This is a genomic window from Roseofilum reptotaenium CS-1145 (assembly GCF_028330985.1).
Taxonomy (GTDB): Bacteria; Cyanobacteriota; Cyanobacteriia; order Cyanobacteriales; family Desertifilaceae; genus Roseofilum; species Roseofilum reptotaenium.
Genome location: NZ_JAQMUE010000080.1, coordinates 103,855 through 120,770 on the forward strand (window position 1 = coordinate 103,855; position 16,916 = coordinate 120,770).

Consider the following 16,916-nt stretch of genomic DNA (forward strand, 5'->3'; position numbering starts at 1 on the left):
CGTAACCCCAGAAATATGATAGAACATAACGAATGTCGATACATAGCAATACGCGCTGATATCGGAGTCAATTTCGGCGATCGCCAAACACTGAAACTTCTTTCCTCAGAGATTTTTCACCTCTGATTACCAATGACCAGCGCGATGCCCGATGTATCGGTAATATACACCTCATACTGGGCCGACATGAGTAGCACGATCGCCAGACTTTGGCAAACGATAGTTAACCTGATCGATCATATTTCAAATACCTCCATTCTCACCATTGGTAATGAAAAGATCACCATTATTGCCATTATCAATATTCTCTTTTCCTTAGTTATTGTCCTCGTCTTTGCCAGACTACTCAAAAACTTCCTCAAATATCGTCTGCTCCAAAAGCTCAAAATTGATGAAGGAAACCGCCAGGCGATCGCCACTATTGTTGGTTACAGCTTTTCCACCATTGGTTTTCTAGTTATTTTACAAACCAATGGCTTTGATATTGCTTCTTTAACCGTACTCGCTGGTGGTTTAGGCGTTGGTATTGGTTTAGGTCTGCAAAGTATTACGAAAAACTTTACCAGTGGACTTACCCTATTGGTTGAACGCAAACTGCGCATCGGCGATTTTGTCCAATTTGATGGCATGGATGGCTATGTCAAAGAAATTTCCCTGCGCTCTACTTTAATTCGCACCCGGCGTGGCGGTTCGGTGATTGTTCCGAATAGCCATCTGGTGGAAAATATGATTCTCAATTGGGATTATGAATCCCCCACAAACCGGATTCACATTCCTGTTGGTGTGGAATATGGCAGCGATCCAGTTCTGGTAACTGAAGCCCTACTCAAAGCTGCATATATGGAGCCTTCGGTTAGCTCAGAACCTCCACCCAAGGTCATTTTTATTGGTTTTGGAGCCAGTTCTTTAGATTTTGAACTCTGGGTTTGGGTCTCCCGTATTGATTTAGAACCTCATATCACCAGTTCCCTGAATTTTTTAATCGAATATCACTTAAGACAATACAATATTACCATTCCCTTTCCTCAGCAAGATTTATGGCTGAGAAATCCAGAAGTCCTCTATCCAGTCGGACGCAGAAAATCAGAAGTTCAGGAATTTTTAGCAGCTAATCAAAAGCCAGAAATTCAAGACTCTAAGCCGCTGGCACTCCGGGATTTACTTCCCCAAGTTACCTACTTTAAGAATTTTACCGAACTGGAATTAAGGCAACTCATTGAAGTCGGCTGTCGCAGGCGTTTAAGGGAATCTGAAGTGCTTTTTCGAGAGGGCGATGCCGGTGATAGTTTTTATATTGTCTTAGCCGGTACAGTTGAGGTTTATGTAGAAAAAATCAATAAGCATTTAACTAATTTGAGGACAGGCAGTTTTTTTGGTGAACTCTCTTTAATGTTAGGCATTCCTCGTACTGCTTCGGTTCGTGCCGTTGAAGAGACCATTTTATTTGCCATTAATCATAAGGGCTTTGAAAATTTGTTGCGCGAACACCCAGAACTTTCCGAAGTCATTGTCCAAGAATTTGCCAAACACCAAGACGAACTGTCTGAACGCCAAAAGCAGTTGCGTGAATTGGGGCTAGTAGATGCTTCAGAAGATGATAAAAATCCGGTGGTTTGGGTGAGAAAACGACTCAAGAATTTGTTTGGTGTTTGATACAGTACTTGGCGCTGTGGTGGGCAATAGAGGAGTGGGGGGAGTGGGCAACAGACTCAATCTAGCAAGTGAGCTATTCTGGCTATTTTTAAAAACCACCATTGATCCAGGGCATAGCAGAGGCAACTACTGTAATGATCGTTGAGAATTAGCCGCAGTTTTGAACCAGGTTCATGGATAAGGAAACTTTTAGACGACTCTTATAGTCTCATCTCCTGCTAACCTAAACTACTCTAGCATTCACTCAACTTAATCTAGAGATCATCTCTAGGAATATTCTTTAATCAAGATCTATTCCTAAATTCTGCTGCGTGGCAGTTTACGGGGTGCAATACCAGCAAATCATTGGTATTTAATTTTCCATTACCCAGCATGACTTCACTGATCTATAGTCATTTTGTTCCTGAGCGCAAACTCAATCTTCAGGCTCCTTTAACTTTAGCCTGCGATCGAGTTTCTGTGGTTATCCCTGTGAAAAATAATCAACCAGGGATTGATCGATTTCTGACCTCTTTTTTTGATTCCCATCTCCCAGAAAACTATCCTCGTGAGATACTTATCGTTGATAATAATTCTTCTATTCCCATTGTCATTAGGGAAGATTTTGGTCATTTCAACCTACCGATTAAACGCTTTGAATGTCAAGCGCTCGGTCCAGCTAGTGCGAGAAATTTAGGCATTCAAAAAGCTCAAGGAGAATGGATTTTATTCACGGATAGTGATTGTATTCCTACAGCCAGCTTTTTAACAGGTTACCAAACTATGCTCAATGGTGCAGTGGGTTATGCAGGCAATGTGCAACCCTGGCAACAAGATCAACTCTCTGCTTATTATGGCTCTCAAAAAATTCTGATTCCCCCTTCAGTCCAGGATCAATTTGGGGATCTGCGTCCCCATTATGTGATTACTGCCAATACTCTAATCTGGAAACCTGCTTTAGAATCAGTGGGTGGATTTGATGACCAAATTCAAATTGCAGCAGGTGAGGATATTGATTTGGGGTTTCGTCTTTCGGAAGTGGGTCAACTCTCCTATGCTTTGTCTTCCTTAGTTTATCATGATTTTGGTCAAGGTTTATTCTCTTTTATTCGCCGATTTAAGCGATATGGAAAAGGGAATCAGTTGGTGGGATTGAAGCATGAGGTGGACTTGAAACCACGACCATTTACACCAGCAGAAAAAAATGGTTTGAATTGGTTCTTGTCCACTCTTCAATATGGGGCTTTAATGTGGGGATATTGGGATTAAACCAGTAGCGAAGCGATCGCCTGTTCTACTCAATACTCGCTTCCGCTTGATGGACAATCGCCCTCAACTCATCGACTCTCTCTGCACTTGCACTTGTCCACAATCCGCGCTGATGTGCCTCTAATAACCGTTCTGCCATATCTCGGAGCGCCCAAGGATTGTGCTTTTCCACAAACTTCTGTACCTTTGGGTCGAGTAAATAGGCTTCGCTTACGCCCTCATAAATGTGATCGGCAACGCAATGAGTGGTGGCATCATAGGCAAACAAATAGTCCACCGTTGCCGCCATTTCAAATGCTCCTTTATACCCATGACGCATGACACCGGCAATCCACTTCGGATTGACCACTCGCGATCGATAAACCCGGTTAATTTCCTCTTGCAGCGTGCGAATTTTCGGATGATTCATAATGGCATGATCGCCAAAATAAACCGTGGGATTTTTCCCAGTTAATGACCGTACTGCCGCCGTTAATCCCCCTTGAAACTGATAATAATCATCCGAATCTAATAGATCGTGTTCGCGGTTATCTTGATTGTGAAGAACCACCTGTAAATCTTGTAAGCGTTGGGCAAACACTTCCGGTGCAGACTGACCTTCTCCTTGCCCCGTATAGGCATAACTGCTCCAATTGAGATAGGCGCGGGCTAAATCTTCATCGGTGCGCCAATTTTGGGATTCAATTAAGCCTTGTAAGCCTGCGCCATAGGCTCCTGGTTTCGAGCCAAACATGCGATAATGCGATCGCCCCCACGCCTGCTCTTCACTTAACCCTAACTCTTGCCATTTCTGGGTTTCCCCTCTTACCGTCGCCGCTAAAGGGTTGTCCTCTTCCGGTTCATCCAACGCTGCAACCTTCTCCACCACCTGATTAAACAGATCGATCAAATTCGGGAAACCATCCCGGAAAAACCCCGAAATTCTCAGGGTTACATCCACCCTCGGCCGTCCCAAAATAGACACCGGAACCACCTCAAAATCCACCACGCGACGAGACGGCCCATCCCAAACCGGTTGTACTCCTAACAACCATAAAGCCTCAGCCAAATCTTCGCCTCCCGTCCGCATGGCTGAAGTGCCCCACATGGACAATCCCAAGGTTTTTGGATACTCTCCATTTTCCTGGGTATAGCGTTCAATCAGAGCCTCTGCTGCTTTTCGGGCCATTCCCCAAGCCGTTTCTGTGGGAATCGCCCGAATATCAACCGAGTAAAAATTCCGACCGGTGGGCAGCACTTCCGCCCGTCCCCGCGTAGGAGCACCCGACGGCCCGCTGGCAACATAGTTGCCTTCTAGTCCCTGCAACAAATTGGTGATTTCTTGGGCGGTTGCTTGTAATTGAGGATACAAGGTTTGCTGAATCCAAGTCAGTTCTGTTTGGGTAATGGGTAATGGGTTATGGGCAATTCCCCCATCTCCCCATCCCCCCATCTCCCCATCCCCCCATCTCCCCATCCCTACCTCTAATAAAAATTGGTCTACATAGTTTGCCGCTAATGTTTCCAATTGCTCCACTACATCGCCCACTTGGTGATAAACCTGATCTTCAATGATTACTGGAGGATCTAACTGGGTAGTCGGATCTGTGGTGAGGGGGTCAAACTCTACACCTAAGTCTTCCGCTAAAGCACGAGTAATTCCCTGGGGACGGGAGCGGGAAATGGCAATGATCAAATCTCGCAGTTGTCGTCCTTGGGGACATTGGCCGAAAATATGCAGACCATCGCGAATTTGGGCTTCTTTGAGTTCGCACAGATAGCCATCAATGCGGGTGGAGAGTTGGGAGGTGACTTCAGTTAAGTCCTCTGGAGTTAAGCCTAAATCTTGGTCGAGATGTTCTTGACGGATCAATTCTGTGATTCGAGATTGGATAGCGGGTAGCCTGGAAGGGTCTAAACTATCGGCTTCATAATATTCATCAACTAGGGTTTCTAGTTGTTGCAGGGAGCCATAGAGTTCGGCGCGAGTCAGGGGTGGGGTAAGATGGTCTAGGATAACAGCTTGCGATCGCCGTTTGGCTTGCGATCCTTCCCCCGGATCGTTGACAATAAACGGGTAAAAGTGTGGCATTGCCCCGAACGCCACTTCCGGATAACAGCACTCAGACAGGGCTAAACTCTTACCGGGTAACCATTCTAAGTTCCCATGTTTGCCCACATGAATGACTGCATCTGCTTCAAAGATCTCTTTAATCCACTGATAAAAGGCTAGATAATGGGGAGTGGGTTCTAAATCAGGTGCATGGTAATTTAAGCTGGGGTCTAGATCGTATCCCCGCGACGGTTGGATACCGACAAACACATTCCCCAAATTTAAACCGGCAATGGTAAACCCTGTACACCCCGATTCTGTAGGGGCGGGTTTACCAATATTTTGCTCTCCCAACCCAGATTTTTGTAAACCCGCCCTTACAATATTCGTATCTACACCAGCAAAACCCCATCGGTTATTAATGCCTTGTTGCACCTCAACCGGTAACTGCTCAAACTCCCGTTCATAATCATCTTGAGACAGGTATATTCCCCCCATCCCTCTATCCCCCCATCTCCCTATCCCATTTACCATCCGTATCTCATTCCCTTCTAAGTCATTCGTCACCCCTGCGGTTAAGCGACTCATGAGATCCTCTGACGTTGCTGGAATATCGTGTAACTCATATCCTGCCGTTTTCAGAGCTGCCAGAATTTCTACACAACTGACAGGAGTATCTAAGCCGACACCATTAGCGAGTCGTCCGTCACGGGTGGGATAATTGGCGAGAATAACAGCAATTTTGCGATCTTGGGCAGGTTTTTGCCGCAGTTTCACCCAATTGGCAGCTAAGTCAGCGACAAAATTAATTCGGTTGGCAACGGGTTCATATTGCACGACATCGGTTTGCAGTTGCTGATTATAGGTTTGTGCTGCTTTGAAGGAAATGGCGCGGGTGATGATTCTCCCATCTACTTCTGGTAGGGCAATATTCATCGCCACATCTCTGGGTAGGAGTCCTCGGTTGCCGTCTTGCCATTGCTCGACGGTGGAGCTACTGAGGATAACTTGTAGGGTGGGTACATTGAGGGTGGAGAAAAATGCAGGAGTTGAGTCCTTGCTTTGTAGGGAATGGATCGCGAAGCTGGTAGTATTGAGCAGAACTTGGATGGGTTGGTTGTCTGGGGGTTGGAAAAGCTGTAGAATTTCCTCTTGACATTGGCGATCGCGCAACGAAGACACAAACACCGGCACTGGCATTAACTGGCGATCTCTCAAAGCATGACATAGCGCCTCTATTGGAGCCACATTTCCGGCACAATAATGGGCACGATAGAAGAGAATCCCCACTTTTGGCCAATTTTGCCCTAACTCCTGGTTTAGCGGCAATACGCCCACTTTAGGAATGGGCTTAGGTTCAGCAATCGTCTGATTTTCGCACCGAAATGCTGTAGGGGCGAGTTCACTCATCTTCTCCTTTTCCCACCGAGATATTGGTGAACCCGCCCCTACGGAACCCTCTCCCACAAAACCCGCTAAACACAACAACCCATTGCGAATATTTTCAACTCCCCCCTCATTCCAATAGCGCCATAATTGGTTAACCTGTTCCAAAGACACTGTGGAATGGCTCATTAGCTCCACATCGGGGGAATCATCTCCAGGCATCACCACCAAAGCAATACCCTGATTTTGGGCTAATTCTTTCACTACTTCCAAACCATAAGACCAATATGCCCTTCCGCCCAACAGACGAACCAGAATCACTTGGGCGTGCTGCAATACTCGTTCGGCATAGTCATCAATCGACAGTTGCTGTACCAAGTGTAAGAGACTGGCGACCCGAATCTGAGGAAACTGGGCAGGAAGATGGGGAACCGTTGCGGCTAAGGTTTGAATATCTGTATCTGCTGCGCTGAGAATAACGATAGGGGCTGAAGTTTGTTCGAGGATAACAACCCCTTCGTCTTGGGGGTTCCATCCTCCGGGAGTTGCGGCGATTCGATGCATCGTGAGTCTAAACCTAATATTACGCTAAAGAGTCAAAACCTAAAAGTTTCCCAACGTTTCAGGGGGGTGGGGATCAAAAACAGAATACGATAAGTAAACCGGAGAATGGCAAGCCCTCTGAGCAAGAGACAGGAGTAGGATTCATTACTTGTGGAGTCCCATATTCCTCTGTTATCTGCCGTATCTTCATGTATCCTGAGAACCCTCCTGTCAAGCAATAGTAATGCTACCTCATCGAATTTTAGATTACAAGACCTTTAAGCAGCTTTATGTCTTGTTACAGGGTAAGGCCGATACTTTGGGAGAGGCTGCGATCTGTATCACTGAGAAGATTTTAGAGCAAACGGAGTCTTCTTGGAATTATGGGCGATCGCAGTTTTTAGTTTTAGTGTCTCCAGCATTGAGGGTGCTGTTAATTGGTACGCCCCTAGGTCAATCCTCCGTGCATGAATTGCCTTACCTTCAAGTTGAGTTGACTTTTGATACTCAACCGATTGCTGTCTTTCTTAAACAATTGGTGCGGGAACTATCCAATCCTTCGTTAGCCACTCAAGCTTTAAAGAAAGTGATTCGCACGCCTCAAGTTAATTCCGCTTATTTACAAGGGGAGTTGATGCTACAAATTTTAAGCCGCATTGAAGAGTCGGAATCCGGATTCCAAGAAGGTTTTGCCGGTACTTTTATGCATCCGGCTAGGCAAGAGAGACTTTTTTATCAAATTATTGCCCAAATGCAACAGGGGGTTGAGTTACCGACGATTTTATCTACGGCTATGGAGGAATGGCGTAGTTTATTACAAGTCGATCGACTTTTAATTTATCAATTTGATGTCTTTCCCAACACAGAGGAGAGTTCTATTCCGTTCCCCCAAAATTGGGGATACATCACCTATGAAGCCAAGGGGGGGAACTCCATCACTCCAGTTCTTCATTTAACGGAAGAAAAGTCGTGTTTTGCCCATGGATGTCAAGGAAGAGAAAAATATAAGCAAGGATGGATGGCGGTAATTTCAGATGTGGAGATTAGTTATCGAGATTCGCCTTGTTTATTAGATTTATTACGCCATTATCATGTCCGCGCTAAGTTGGTAATTCCTATTTTGGTGCGTAAACAAATTTGGGGATTAATGATTGCCCATCAGTGCCACTATCCTCGACGCTGGTTGGAATGGGAAAAACATACTCTGAAACGCTTGGCTGATTATTTGGCGATCGCGATCGATCAATCCCAAACTCAAAAAGATATCAGTCTAATTAGTGTAGACTCTGAATCCGTTAGTGAAGAGCCTGAAAAATCTTTATCCGATCTACAGTCCGATCTCTTGAAAAGTCAAATTCAAAATCGGATTAAAAGTGAGTTTTTGGCAGCTATTAGTCATGAACTGCGAACCCCCTTAACCTATATTATTGGGATGTCTGCGACGTTGTTGAGATTGGCGTTTTCCCCGGATAATGATGGACACAAATTAAGCATAGGAAAACAAAGGGTCTATTTACAAAAAATTCAGGATAGTGGCAGAAATTTATTAGAATCCATTAATAACTTACTGGATTTATCTCAATTAGAAGCTGGTAAAACAGTTCTCAACATTCGCAAGTTTTCATTGATAAACTTAGCTCGTAACTGCAAGAAGTCACTCCAAAGTTTGGCTGAAGAAAAGGAGATAAACTTGGTCGTTAACATCGATGGATTGGAGGGTGAAGATACGTTTCTTGCCGATCAGTACAGAGTTCAGCAAATTCTACTCAATTTAATGAACAATGCTCTTAAATTTACGCCAGAAGGAGGAGAGGTTATATTAACGATTTGGCGGGAAGAAGATCGAGCTATTTTCCAAGTCGAAGATACGGGGATTGGGATTAACAAAAATGCTTTTTCTTTCTTGTTTGAAAAGTTCCAGCAATTGGAAACTGCCTATGAACGTCAATATCCGGGTATGGGATTAGGATTAGCGCTCACTCGCCAATTGGTAGAACTTCATGGAGGACTGATTGAAGTCGATTCAACTTTGGGTGTTGGGTCGATATTTACGGTGAGTTTGCCCTCTCAACCCCAAGGTACAGTGAGCTTAAAGTCTTCTGGATATACGCCATTAAATCCCTGGGCAACTACTATCCCTCTAGGACGCTTGGTTTTAATTCAAGATAATGAACAGATGGCTTGGGAAATTTGTGATTTACTCACAGCAGCAGGCTATCAAGCAATTTGGTTATTAGATGGCTCAACGGTCACCCAACAAATTGAAGTGTTGCGTCCTTTGGCCATTATTACAGAAACTCAATTGCCCGATATGAGTGTTCAAGAATTAATTACGATTTTGCGAAATTCGACAACGACCTATAAAATTAAGGTGATGGCGATCGCCGATTCCTCTGAACAACAAGAGTTATCTCAAGATCCCCTTACCGAACCTGATGTGTATCTGAATAAACCCTTACAACTTGAAGAACTTCTGCAAACCCTTAGCCGAATCCTCATGCCAAAGTAATGCAGCCACTCAATAGATTACCCCTACACGGATTAATTGTCTCTTGCCAAGCGCCAGTCTCCTCACCTCTCCATGACCCTTCGGCGATCGCCGCTATGGCTAAAGCTGCTCTCAATCAAGGAGCCACCGCAGTTCGTATTGATACCCCTGCTCATATCCAAGCAGTCCGAGAACAGACAGATGCGCCTATTATTGGGCTGTGGAAGCGCCAATTCCCCGATTCTGAGGTGTATATTACACCCCAGTTTTCCCAAGCCGTAGAACTGGCGCAAGCGGGTGCAGATTGGATTGCGATAGATGCGACCAACCGACCTCGCCCAGGAAACGAAACGCTACACACCCTGATCGCTCAAATTCATCAGCAGTTAAATAAACCCGTGTTCGCAGATGTCGATACACTCGAGTCGGCAAACGTTGCTTTTGATGCCGGAGCCGATCTTCTGGCAACGACTCTCTACGGATATACCTCCGAAACCCGTCACCTCACCCCCCCAGGTTACGATCTCTTAGAGCAACTGGTGCAAAACTTCAGTTGTCCCATGGTTTGTGAAGGGGGCATTAGTTCCCCAGAAATGGCACAGAAAGCGCTAGATTTAGGGGCGATCGCCGTCGTCGTCGGGACAGATATTACAGGAATTGACCAGAAGGTTAAATCTTATCAACAAATTTTGTCTACAGCTAAATCCGTGAGATATGCTGAATAAAGTCGTCAATTGACTTAAAGAATTATGGCCATTTCTCTAGCGAAAGGACAAAAGGTTTCTCTGGAAAAAGCATCCCCAGGGATTGAAGCGGCTTTTATTGGCTTAGGATGGGATATTAAAGCCACCGATACGGGTGTGGATTTTGACCTTGATGCCTCAGTTTTTCTCTTAGGGGAAAATGAAAAGTTGGTTTCCGACAAACATCTGATCTTTTACAATAACAAAAAAAGTTTAGATGGGGCAGTAGAATATATGGGGGATAACCGCACAGGTGCGGGTGAAGGAGATGATGAAGTCATTATTATTGACTTGCGAAAAATTGCCCCAGAGGTCATGAAATTGGTCTTTACCGTGACCATTTATGAAGCAGAACAACGCAAACAAAATTTTGGCCAGGTGAGTAATGCTTATGTTCGCTTGGTCAATGTGAAGACGAAGGAAGAGGCGATACGCTATGACTTAGATGAAGATTATTCCATTGAAACGGCGATGATTATCACCGAGTTATATCGCAAAGATGGAGAGTGGCGGATGAATGCCGTAGGTGCGGGCTATGGAGGTGGATTACAAGCTCTTTTAGACCGCTATAGTTAATTAGAAAAGGGCTAGGGGCAGGTTTGAAACCTGCCCTTATTTATTACTTATTACTGATTGATCAAGACCTTCGCCACAATCAAAAATGGCTGGCTTTCTCACTCTCTGTTCCCTCATCTTCCCATCCCCCATTTTCCCATACCAGGGTAATATGGTGGGTAAAGGATCTCTATTGTCCTTCCCCTATGGTCTGGAAATTCTGTGGTCGTTTAATCAAGCCGCTGGTTTATCATCTTTCCCTGCGGACGCTACTAACGGTTCCCTTCATTCTGCAATTGGGAGTAGTGACAGTCGTGATTACAGGATTATCTTTCCGCAGCGGAAAAGAAGCAGTGGATGTTTTGGTCAAGCAATTGGGACGAGAAACGAGCGATCGCATTGCCCAAGTTTTGGCAATGGAATTGGCCCAACCCCATTCTGTGTATCAAACGATTCAAGGAGCCATTGACACCGATCAAATTGATATTGAAGATTTTGAGCAACTACAATGCTATTTTCAACGGTTAGTCAAACAAGATAATGGGGTAGACTATTTACTCTTTGGTCGTCCCACTGGTGAAGTCTTAGCCGTTCAGCAACTAGCTAATGGGGAAACCGTGGTTAAAGTGCGGGAAGGGAGTATTCCAGAGCGAAAAACCTATCGCTTAGATCGGATGTGCGATCGCCAAGAACTTTTAAGCATCCAACCCTATGATACTCGGCTCAAAAATTGGTATAAAACGGCCGTCGAAAAACGAAAGCCCACTTGGAGCGATATTTCTATTTCTTCCTATCCCTATCTCAACACAGGGGAATATTTTCTCTATGCTAAACCCGTCACCCCTGTGGCACGACCTACCGGTGAAATTCTAGGCGTATTAGGGGCAGAAATTTCATTAACCTATATTAATGAATTACTCAAAAGTTTAAAAGTGAGTCCATCTGGAATCGCATTTATTGTCGATCAATCGGGAGCTGTTGTTTCCTCTTCAACGGACGAACTCCTGTATCAATTTGACCAAGATAAACCCAAAAGAGTTCAGGCAATTCACAGTAACAATGCTCTGATTAAAGACACCAGTCAGTATCTTCTCCATCGATTTGACAATTGGCAAAACCTCTCCAGTCAAAAACAGTTACTGTTTGATCGTCATTCTCAAAATCACTTAGTTCATATTGCCCCATTAACCGATAATCACGGTTTGGATTGGTTAGTGATTGTTGTGATTCCCATATCGGACTTTATGGGCCCCATTTATACCAATCTATCTCATACACTGATCCTCTGTTTAAGCGCATTATTAGTCGCTAGTTTAATCGGCAGTATCACTGCACAGCGTGTAATTAATCCGATTAAGAAACTCAGTGAATCTGCTAAAGCTGTGGCTCAAGGAGAATGGTATAACCGGGTAACTTTGCGGCGATTTGATGAGTTGCGAGAATTGGCCGATTCCTTTAATCGAATGGCCGATCAAATTCAACTGTCATTTTCTGATTTGGAGACCAAAAATCAAGAATTAGAACGGATCGATCGGCTCAAAGATGAATTTTTAGCCAATATATCCTATGAACTCAGAACTCCCTTAAATGGAATGATTGGTTTGGCCGAATCGATCTTAGAGACCGCATCTGTAAAATTATGCGAACACACTCAGTTTAATTTATCTTTGATTGTTTCTAGTGGTCGTAGACTCGTTAATTTAGTCAATAATATTTTAGATTTATCACGGCTGAACTATGATGAATTGACCCTCAACTGTAAGGCGGTTGAGTTACGAGCGATCGCCGAGGTTACTTTAACCCAATGCTATCCCTTAATTGGGACTAAAAATATTAAAATTAAGAACCAAATCCCCTCCGATCTCCCTTTGGTTAGCGCTGATGAAAAACGACTGGAGCAAATTTTTTATGAACTCATTAATAATGCAATTAAATTTACTGACTATGGATGTATACTCTTAATTGCTACTCGCGTTGACGATTATTTAGAGATTACAGTCCAAGATAGTGGTATTGGAATTTCCGAAGATAAAATCGATCGTATCTTCAAGCCTTTTGAACAAGAAAATGAACAGATCGCGCAGATGTATGGTGGTCTAGGATTAGGTTTAGCGTTAACAAAACGTTTAATTGAATTACATGGGGGAGAGTTACACGTTGTCTCTACCCTAGGATTAGGCTCAAGTTTTATTTTCACTTTACCTATTACTGACAACGTAAATTTTAAGGAGTCAAAATCTCAAGAGGAAAGAATATCCGACCTCACTCAGGTTTCCTCAATGGCACAAATCTGGCAACCCACAGATTGTCAGAATGAAAAGCACAAAATTTTGATCGTTGATGACGAACTGACCGATCTTCAATTCTATACGAGCTATCTAAATTCAGGAGATTATGGAATTATTTTAGCTCAAAGTGGCGAAGAGGCATTAGATCTTTTAGCCCAAGGATTAATCCCAGATTTAATGGTTGTCGATGTCATGATGCCTCGCATGACTGGATACGAAGTTACTCGCCAAGTTCGCCTCACTCAAAGTCCCACAGAGTTACCAATTATTTTGTTAAGTACAAACAATCAAGTGGCTGATTTAGTGATGGGCTTAGAGTTAGGAGCAAATGACTATTTGACTAAACCTGTATCTAAGGATGGATTTTTGGCACGAGTCAAAATGCATTTAAATCTGAAATCTCTAAAGTTGGAAAATTTGCGGTTAGCCACGGAAGTTGAAATTACCAGTCGCCTGCAAAAAATTCTGTTGCCTAAAACGGAATCTCTCCCTGTGATTGAAGATTTGGAGATTGCCGGTTTTATGGAAACAGCCGATGAAGTCGGAGGAGATTATTATGATATTTTCTTACAAGATCAAGGTATCATTGTCAGTATTGGGGATGTGACGGGACATGGACTCGAAAGCGGTGTTTTAGCGATTATGGTACAAACGGCAATTCGGTGTTTGAGTTATAGCCAGTTTGCCGATATAAAGGATTTTTTCACGATTTTAAATCGGACTATTTTAGAGAATATTGAGCGCATGAATTCTGATAAACACTTAACGTTGTCCCTTCTAGAATACAATGAGGGCGTTTTAAGGTTGAGTGGACAACATGAATCGTTAATTATAGTACGCTCAATGGGTGAAGTAGAATGTATTGACACTCTGGATTTAGGCTTTCCTATTGGGTTAGATCGGAATGTGGGGACGTTCTTTCATCAACTGGAATTAGCTCTAAATCCTGGAGATGTGGCGGTTTTGTATACGGATGGAATTACGGAAGCGGAAAATCTCGATAAGGTACATTATGGAATCGATCGCCTCTGTACTATGATTAAGAGCGATCGCCATCAGAGCGCCGATGAGATTAAAACCGCTATTATCACTGACCTCAAGCACTACATTGGTACGCAAAAGATTTATGATGATATCACTCTCGTCATCCTCAAACGCAAAGAGATAGCGCTCTCAGAAGGGTAATGGGTAAATTCATTTATATTAAATTTCATACATTAAAAGAATGAAAAAAGTAGAGATAATCCCTGATATGCCCCATCATGCTGCCCTAAGCTATCCTTGGACAGCTCGCTATGCCAAGTTTTTGGCGTTAGTTCTGCTCTATGGCGCAACCGTTCACATAGGCAATATGGCTGGGTTGACAGGGACTCCCTGGTTATCGACTCCCCTACTCTGGCGTGGCATGGATGTGGCTCTGTTAAGTTTTGAGATGGTAGCGGCGATCGCCCTCTGGCGAGGTTTAGGCTGGTCAGTGTGGCTCGTATTTTGTGGCATTATCGGACTACAATTCTTACCGTATACGATGTGGCGATCGCAGTTTATCCTCCAGCCTGAAGATGCCCAAACCTTGAACGGACTCTTGGGAACTGAAGCCTTCCTCCTGGGGATGTTTGCATTGTTACTGTTAATCAAGAAATAGGGCGCTGAAACCCTGATTCTTTCCTTAGCGATCGCGGGCGGTTACTCAAAAGTAGGGTAGCATTGCTTACTCTAAAAATCTTCGGGGTATATAGTCATCTCAGATAACACCATTGGATTGCTAGTCCAATTAGTATTTCTAACTCCAAATCCTGCACAAAGTAAAGACCACAAAAAAACTCAGGACTGGTTGCTTCAGGGAGGCAAATATTGTGCGGTTGGTATGAGTTGATGTGCTTCTGGGAAATCACCTCTATCTCGCTTTCATCACCTCCAATGCTTCTAACATGAGCCACTTCTGTCCCAGTATTACGATCCCATACTACTCCCCAGATGCCATCATTACAGTCAGCATCTCCTCCATTAAATACAGATCGCAACGGTAAAATCTGGCGATCGCGATCTAATATGTCAAAATCGAACCAGAAATATATGCCAATATCAGCTAAATACTCCTCCTTTGGATCATCATAAGAACTAGCGTTGTCCAGATGCCACTCAGGCAGATTGGGACAGTCCATGTACTCATCAGTACGGCATGTACCCAGAAGAGCGACTATCCGCACCGGAACAAACTCGGTAATGCCATTTTTTTCAAACCCCTCACGGAGGAACTCGGGCAACTCTTCTGACAGAGTATACCCAAATGGCATTAGATTTTCTATACAACTTGGCCACATATGACTATCTTAAGAGAAAGCTGGCTATATAAATTATATGGATTTTTTTGTCCCTATATCAAGTGCTATGAACTCTGAATTCAGCCTTTGATTGTCTGGCGAGTGATTCCACAATTTGTAATTGAACCAGGAGTCTTGAAATGAACGAAATCGAGGCAGCAGTGGGACTGCCAAAAACATCAAACTACCGTTATGCCAAACAGATCGGGAATCAACTGTATGTGGCAGGTCAAGTTCCCCATGATACAAATGCTCAATTGGTTGGTAAGGACGATCCTTCTGCACAAGCGACACAATGCTTGCATAATCTTCACACTCTACTGGGTGCTTACAATTTTACTCAAGCCGATATTCAGCAGCTCGTCGTATATGTTGTAGGCGAGCAGGCTAATCTTCTCGCGGCATGGGGTGCGATCGCAACATGGTTTGCCAATCAAGTCCCTCCAGCTACCCTACTGGGGGTTTGCCGGTTGGGTTATCCAGACCAACTGGTTGAAATTGATGCAACCATCATACGAGATACTCAAGTTTGAGGCGCAGACTGCTAAGACAGCAATGAGAGAGTATAATCTTAACTCATCCTGTGGAGTTTCCTAATGCTCAAAGAAGTTGACACAGATATTTGGGTTGCCCAACAACCGCTCCGATATCTTGGACTCAGTGTCGGAACAAAAATGACAGTGATTCGATTACCCAATCGAGAATTAGTCGTGATTTCTCCAATTCAAACGAGTGAGACACTCATCAATCAGCTTGGCAAACTTGGAGTTGTTAAACACATCATTGCTCCCAACCTGTATCACTATTTATTTGCCGCTTATTTCAAATCGCGTTATCCTCAAGCGACCTTTTGGGCTGCACCTGGTTTAAGCCTGAAAAAACCAGAATTGCCGATTGATCGCACTATTCAGGGAGATAGGGGTGAGTTATTCGCTGGGTTAGAGTTCGTCTTTTTCAATGGCTTTAGGATTTTCGGCTTAAACGGAGTTGATGAACTCAATGAATGTGTCTTTTTTCATGCATCCAGCCGCACTTTAATTTTGACAGATACAGCATTTCACTTTGACGAAAGCTTTCCATTCCTCACACAATTTGCAGCTAGAATCCTTGGTGGATATAAACAATTGAGTCCATCTTTACTAGAGCGCATTGCCACCACCAAATTAGAACCAGTTAGAGCATCGGTTAAACAAGTTCTAAAATGGGACTTTGAGCGAGTTGTTATGGCTCATGGCAGTATTCTTGAGCGAGATGGCAAAGAAAAGTTTAAGGAAGGTTATGAGCAATTTTTAAGGGGGTTATAAAATAGTTGTGATTATCAAATGAATCCTGAACTTGTCATTCTTCTGATGTTCTTAGACACAAAACAGGGTATTGTTATGCTAAGAGCCATTTACTAGCAGCACTCCCGACTTGACTAACTCGATTAAATTATCGGCTGCCCCCAGTGCAGATGGATGTTTTCCACCTCCTACCAGAATACAATCCATTCCTGCTGCCGTTGCTCCCCCTAAATCTCGCCTGATTGAGTCACCAATCATGACTGCATTTTGTGGATTGACCTGCATTTGTTCCAAAACTTTTAAAAAGGGTAGTGGAGAGGGTTTGACTATTCCCCAGTCTGAAGAAAAGAACACCGCTTCACAAACCGAAAGAATA

Annotated in this window: 12 protein-coding genes and 1 pseudogene; 10 read left to right on the forward strand and 3 right to left on the reverse strand. The window is 43.8% G+C overall.

Annotated features, from left to right (window positions below; all coding sequences use genetic code 11):
* Nucleotides 1-132 precede the first annotated feature (132 nt).
* On the forward strand, nt 133-1,653 hold the full coding sequence (locus PN466_RS16445; RefSeq protein WP_271941095.1) for a cyclic nucleotide-binding domain-containing protein: 1,521 nt from the start codon (nt 133-135) through the stop codon (nt 1,651-1,653).
* Nucleotides 1,654-2,025: 372 nt separating this feature from the next.
* Nucleotides 2,026-2,901 carry a glycosyltransferase gene (locus PN466_RS16450; protein WP_271941098.1) on the forward strand — a complete coding sequence of 292 codons (876 nt, stop codon included), beginning with the start codon at nt 2,026-2,028 and terminating at the stop codon, nt 2,899-2,901.
* 25 nt (nt 2,902-2,926) lie between these two features.
* Here the strand turns inward: PN466_RS16450 and cobN are convergent, their stop codons facing one another.
* Nucleotides 2,927-6,883 (reverse strand): cobaltochelatase subunit CobN, encoded by a 3,957-nt coding sequence (cobN, locus tag PN466_RS16455; RefSeq protein ID WP_271941101.1) that lies wholly within the window; start codon nt 6,881-6,883, stop codon nt 2,927-2,929.
* Nucleotides 6,884-7,106: 223 nt separating this feature from the next.
* Here cobN and PN466_RS16460 point away from each other — a divergent pair, with 223 nt between their 5' ends.
* Genes PN466_RS16460 through PN466_RS16480 form a run of 5 tightly spaced genes read left to right on the forward strand, consistent with a single transcriptional unit; the run spans nt 7,107 to nt 14,578 of the window.
* Nucleotides 7,107-9,371, forward strand: a complete 2,265-nt coding sequence (locus PN466_RS16460; RefSeq protein WP_271941104.1) for a hybrid sensor histidine kinase/response regulator — start codon at nt 7,107-7,109, stop codon at nt 9,369-9,371.
* Nucleotides 9,371-10,075 carry an N-acetylmannosamine-6-phosphate 2-epimerase gene (locus tag PN466_RS16465; RefSeq protein ID WP_271941107.1) on the forward strand — a complete coding sequence of 235 codons (705 nt, stop codon included), beginning with the start codon at nt 9,371-9,373 and terminating at the stop codon, nt 10,073-10,075. Before PN466_RS16460 ends, PN466_RS16465 begins: the two co-directional genes overlap by 1 nt.
* A 24-nt stretch (nt 10,076-10,099) precedes the next feature.
* Nucleotides 10,100-10,669: a TerD family protein gene (locus PN466_RS16470; RefSeq protein ID WP_271941109.1), complete on the forward strand. Its 570-nt coding sequence runs from the start codon at nt 10,100-10,102 to the stop codon at nt 10,667-10,669.
* Nucleotides 10,670-10,692: 23 nt separating this feature from the next.
* On the forward strand, nt 10,693-14,121 hold the full coding sequence (locus PN466_RS16475; protein ID WP_271941112.1) for a SpoIIE family protein phosphatase: 3,429 nt from the start codon (nt 10,693-10,695) through the stop codon (nt 14,119-14,121).
* A gap of 40 nt (nt 14,122-14,161) precedes the next feature.
* Nucleotides 14,162-14,578 (forward strand): hypothetical protein, encoded by a 417-nt coding sequence (locus PN466_RS16480; RefSeq protein WP_271941114.1) that lies wholly within the window; start codon nt 14,162-14,164, stop codon nt 14,576-14,578.
* A gap of 94 nt (nt 14,579-14,672) precedes the next feature.
* Here the strand turns inward: PN466_RS16480 and PN466_RS16485 are convergent, their stop codons facing one another.
* On the reverse strand, nt 14,673-15,230 hold the full coding sequence (locus PN466_RS16485) for a hypothetical protein (RefSeq protein ID WP_271941116.1): 558 nt from the start codon (nt 15,228-15,230) through the stop codon (nt 14,673-14,675).
* Between the two features lie 167 nt (nt 15,231-15,397).
* Here PN466_RS16485 and PN466_RS16490 point away from each other — a divergent pair, with 167 nt between their 5' ends.
* The 3 genes and pseudogenes from PN466_RS16490 to PN466_RS26395 form a co-directional block, all read left to right on the forward strand.
* The gene (locus PN466_RS16490; protein WP_271941119.1) at nt 15,398-15,790 is read left to right on the forward strand and encodes a RidA family protein; all 393 of its coding nucleotides are present in this window, start codon (nt 15,398-15,400) and stop codon (nt 15,788-15,790) included.
* A 63-nt stretch (nt 15,791-15,853) separates the two neighbouring features.
* Nucleotides 15,854-16,561 carry a DUF4336 domain-containing protein gene (locus PN466_RS16495; protein WP_271941121.1) on the forward strand — a complete coding sequence of 236 codons (708 nt, stop codon included), beginning with the start codon at nt 15,854-15,856 and terminating at the stop codon, nt 16,559-16,561.
* Nucleotides 16,562-16,665 (forward strand): annotated as a pseudogene (locus tag PN466_RS26395) (Cro/Cl family transcriptional regulator); the annotation flags it as partial.
* Here PN466_RS26395 and PN466_RS16500 read toward each other — a convergent pair.
* The gene (locus PN466_RS16500; RefSeq protein ID WP_271941344.1) at nt 16,640-16,915 is read right to left on the reverse strand and encodes an HAD family hydrolase; all 276 of its coding nucleotides are present in this window, start codon (nt 16,913-16,915) and stop codon (nt 16,640-16,642) included. The pseudogene PN466_RS26395 and the gene PN466_RS16500 sit on opposite strands and share 26 nt — an antisense overlap.
* Between the last annotated feature and the right edge of the window lies 1 nt (nt 16,916).

What these genes read in the sequence shown, in the direction of transcription:
- PN466_RS16495 (WP_271941121.1), top strand. Translation starts at nt 15,854, where the DNA reads ATGCTCAAAGAAGTTGACACAGATATTTGGGTTGCCCAACAACCGCTC.
- PN466_RS16485 (WP_271941116.1), bottom strand. Translation starts at nt 15,230, where the DNA reads ATGCCATTTGGGTATACTCTGTCAGAAGAGTTGCCCGAGTTCCTCCGT.
- PN466_RS16460 (WP_271941104.1), top strand. Translation starts at nt 7,107, where the DNA reads ATGCTACCTCATCGAATTTTAGATTACAAGACCTTTAAGCAGCTTTAT.
- PN466_RS16480 (WP_271941114.1), top strand. Translation starts at nt 14,162, where the DNA reads ATGAAAAAAGTAGAGATAATCCCTGATATGCCCCATCATGCTGCCCTA.
- cobN (WP_271941101.1), bottom strand. Translation starts at nt 6,883, where the DNA reads ATGCATCGAATCGCCGCAACTCCCGGAGGATGGAACCCCCAAGACGAA.
- PN466_RS16465 (WP_271941107.1), top strand. Translation starts at nt 9,371, where the DNA reads ATGCAGCCACTCAATAGATTACCCCTACACGGATTAATTGTCTCTTGC.
- PN466_RS16445 (WP_271941095.1), top strand. Translation starts at nt 133, where the DNA reads ATGACCAGCGCGATGCCCGATGTATCGGTAATATACACCTCATACTGG.
- PN466_RS16450 (WP_271941098.1), top strand. Translation starts at nt 2,026, where the DNA reads ATGACTTCACTGATCTATAGTCATTTTGTTCCTGAGCGCAAACTCAAT.
- PN466_RS16470 (WP_271941109.1), top strand. Translation starts at nt 10,100, where the DNA reads ATGGCCATTTCTCTAGCGAAAGGACAAAAGGTTTCTCTGGAAAAAGCA.
- PN466_RS16490 (WP_271941119.1), top strand. Translation starts at nt 15,398, where the DNA reads ATGAACGAAATCGAGGCAGCAGTGGGACTGCCAAAAACATCAAACTAC.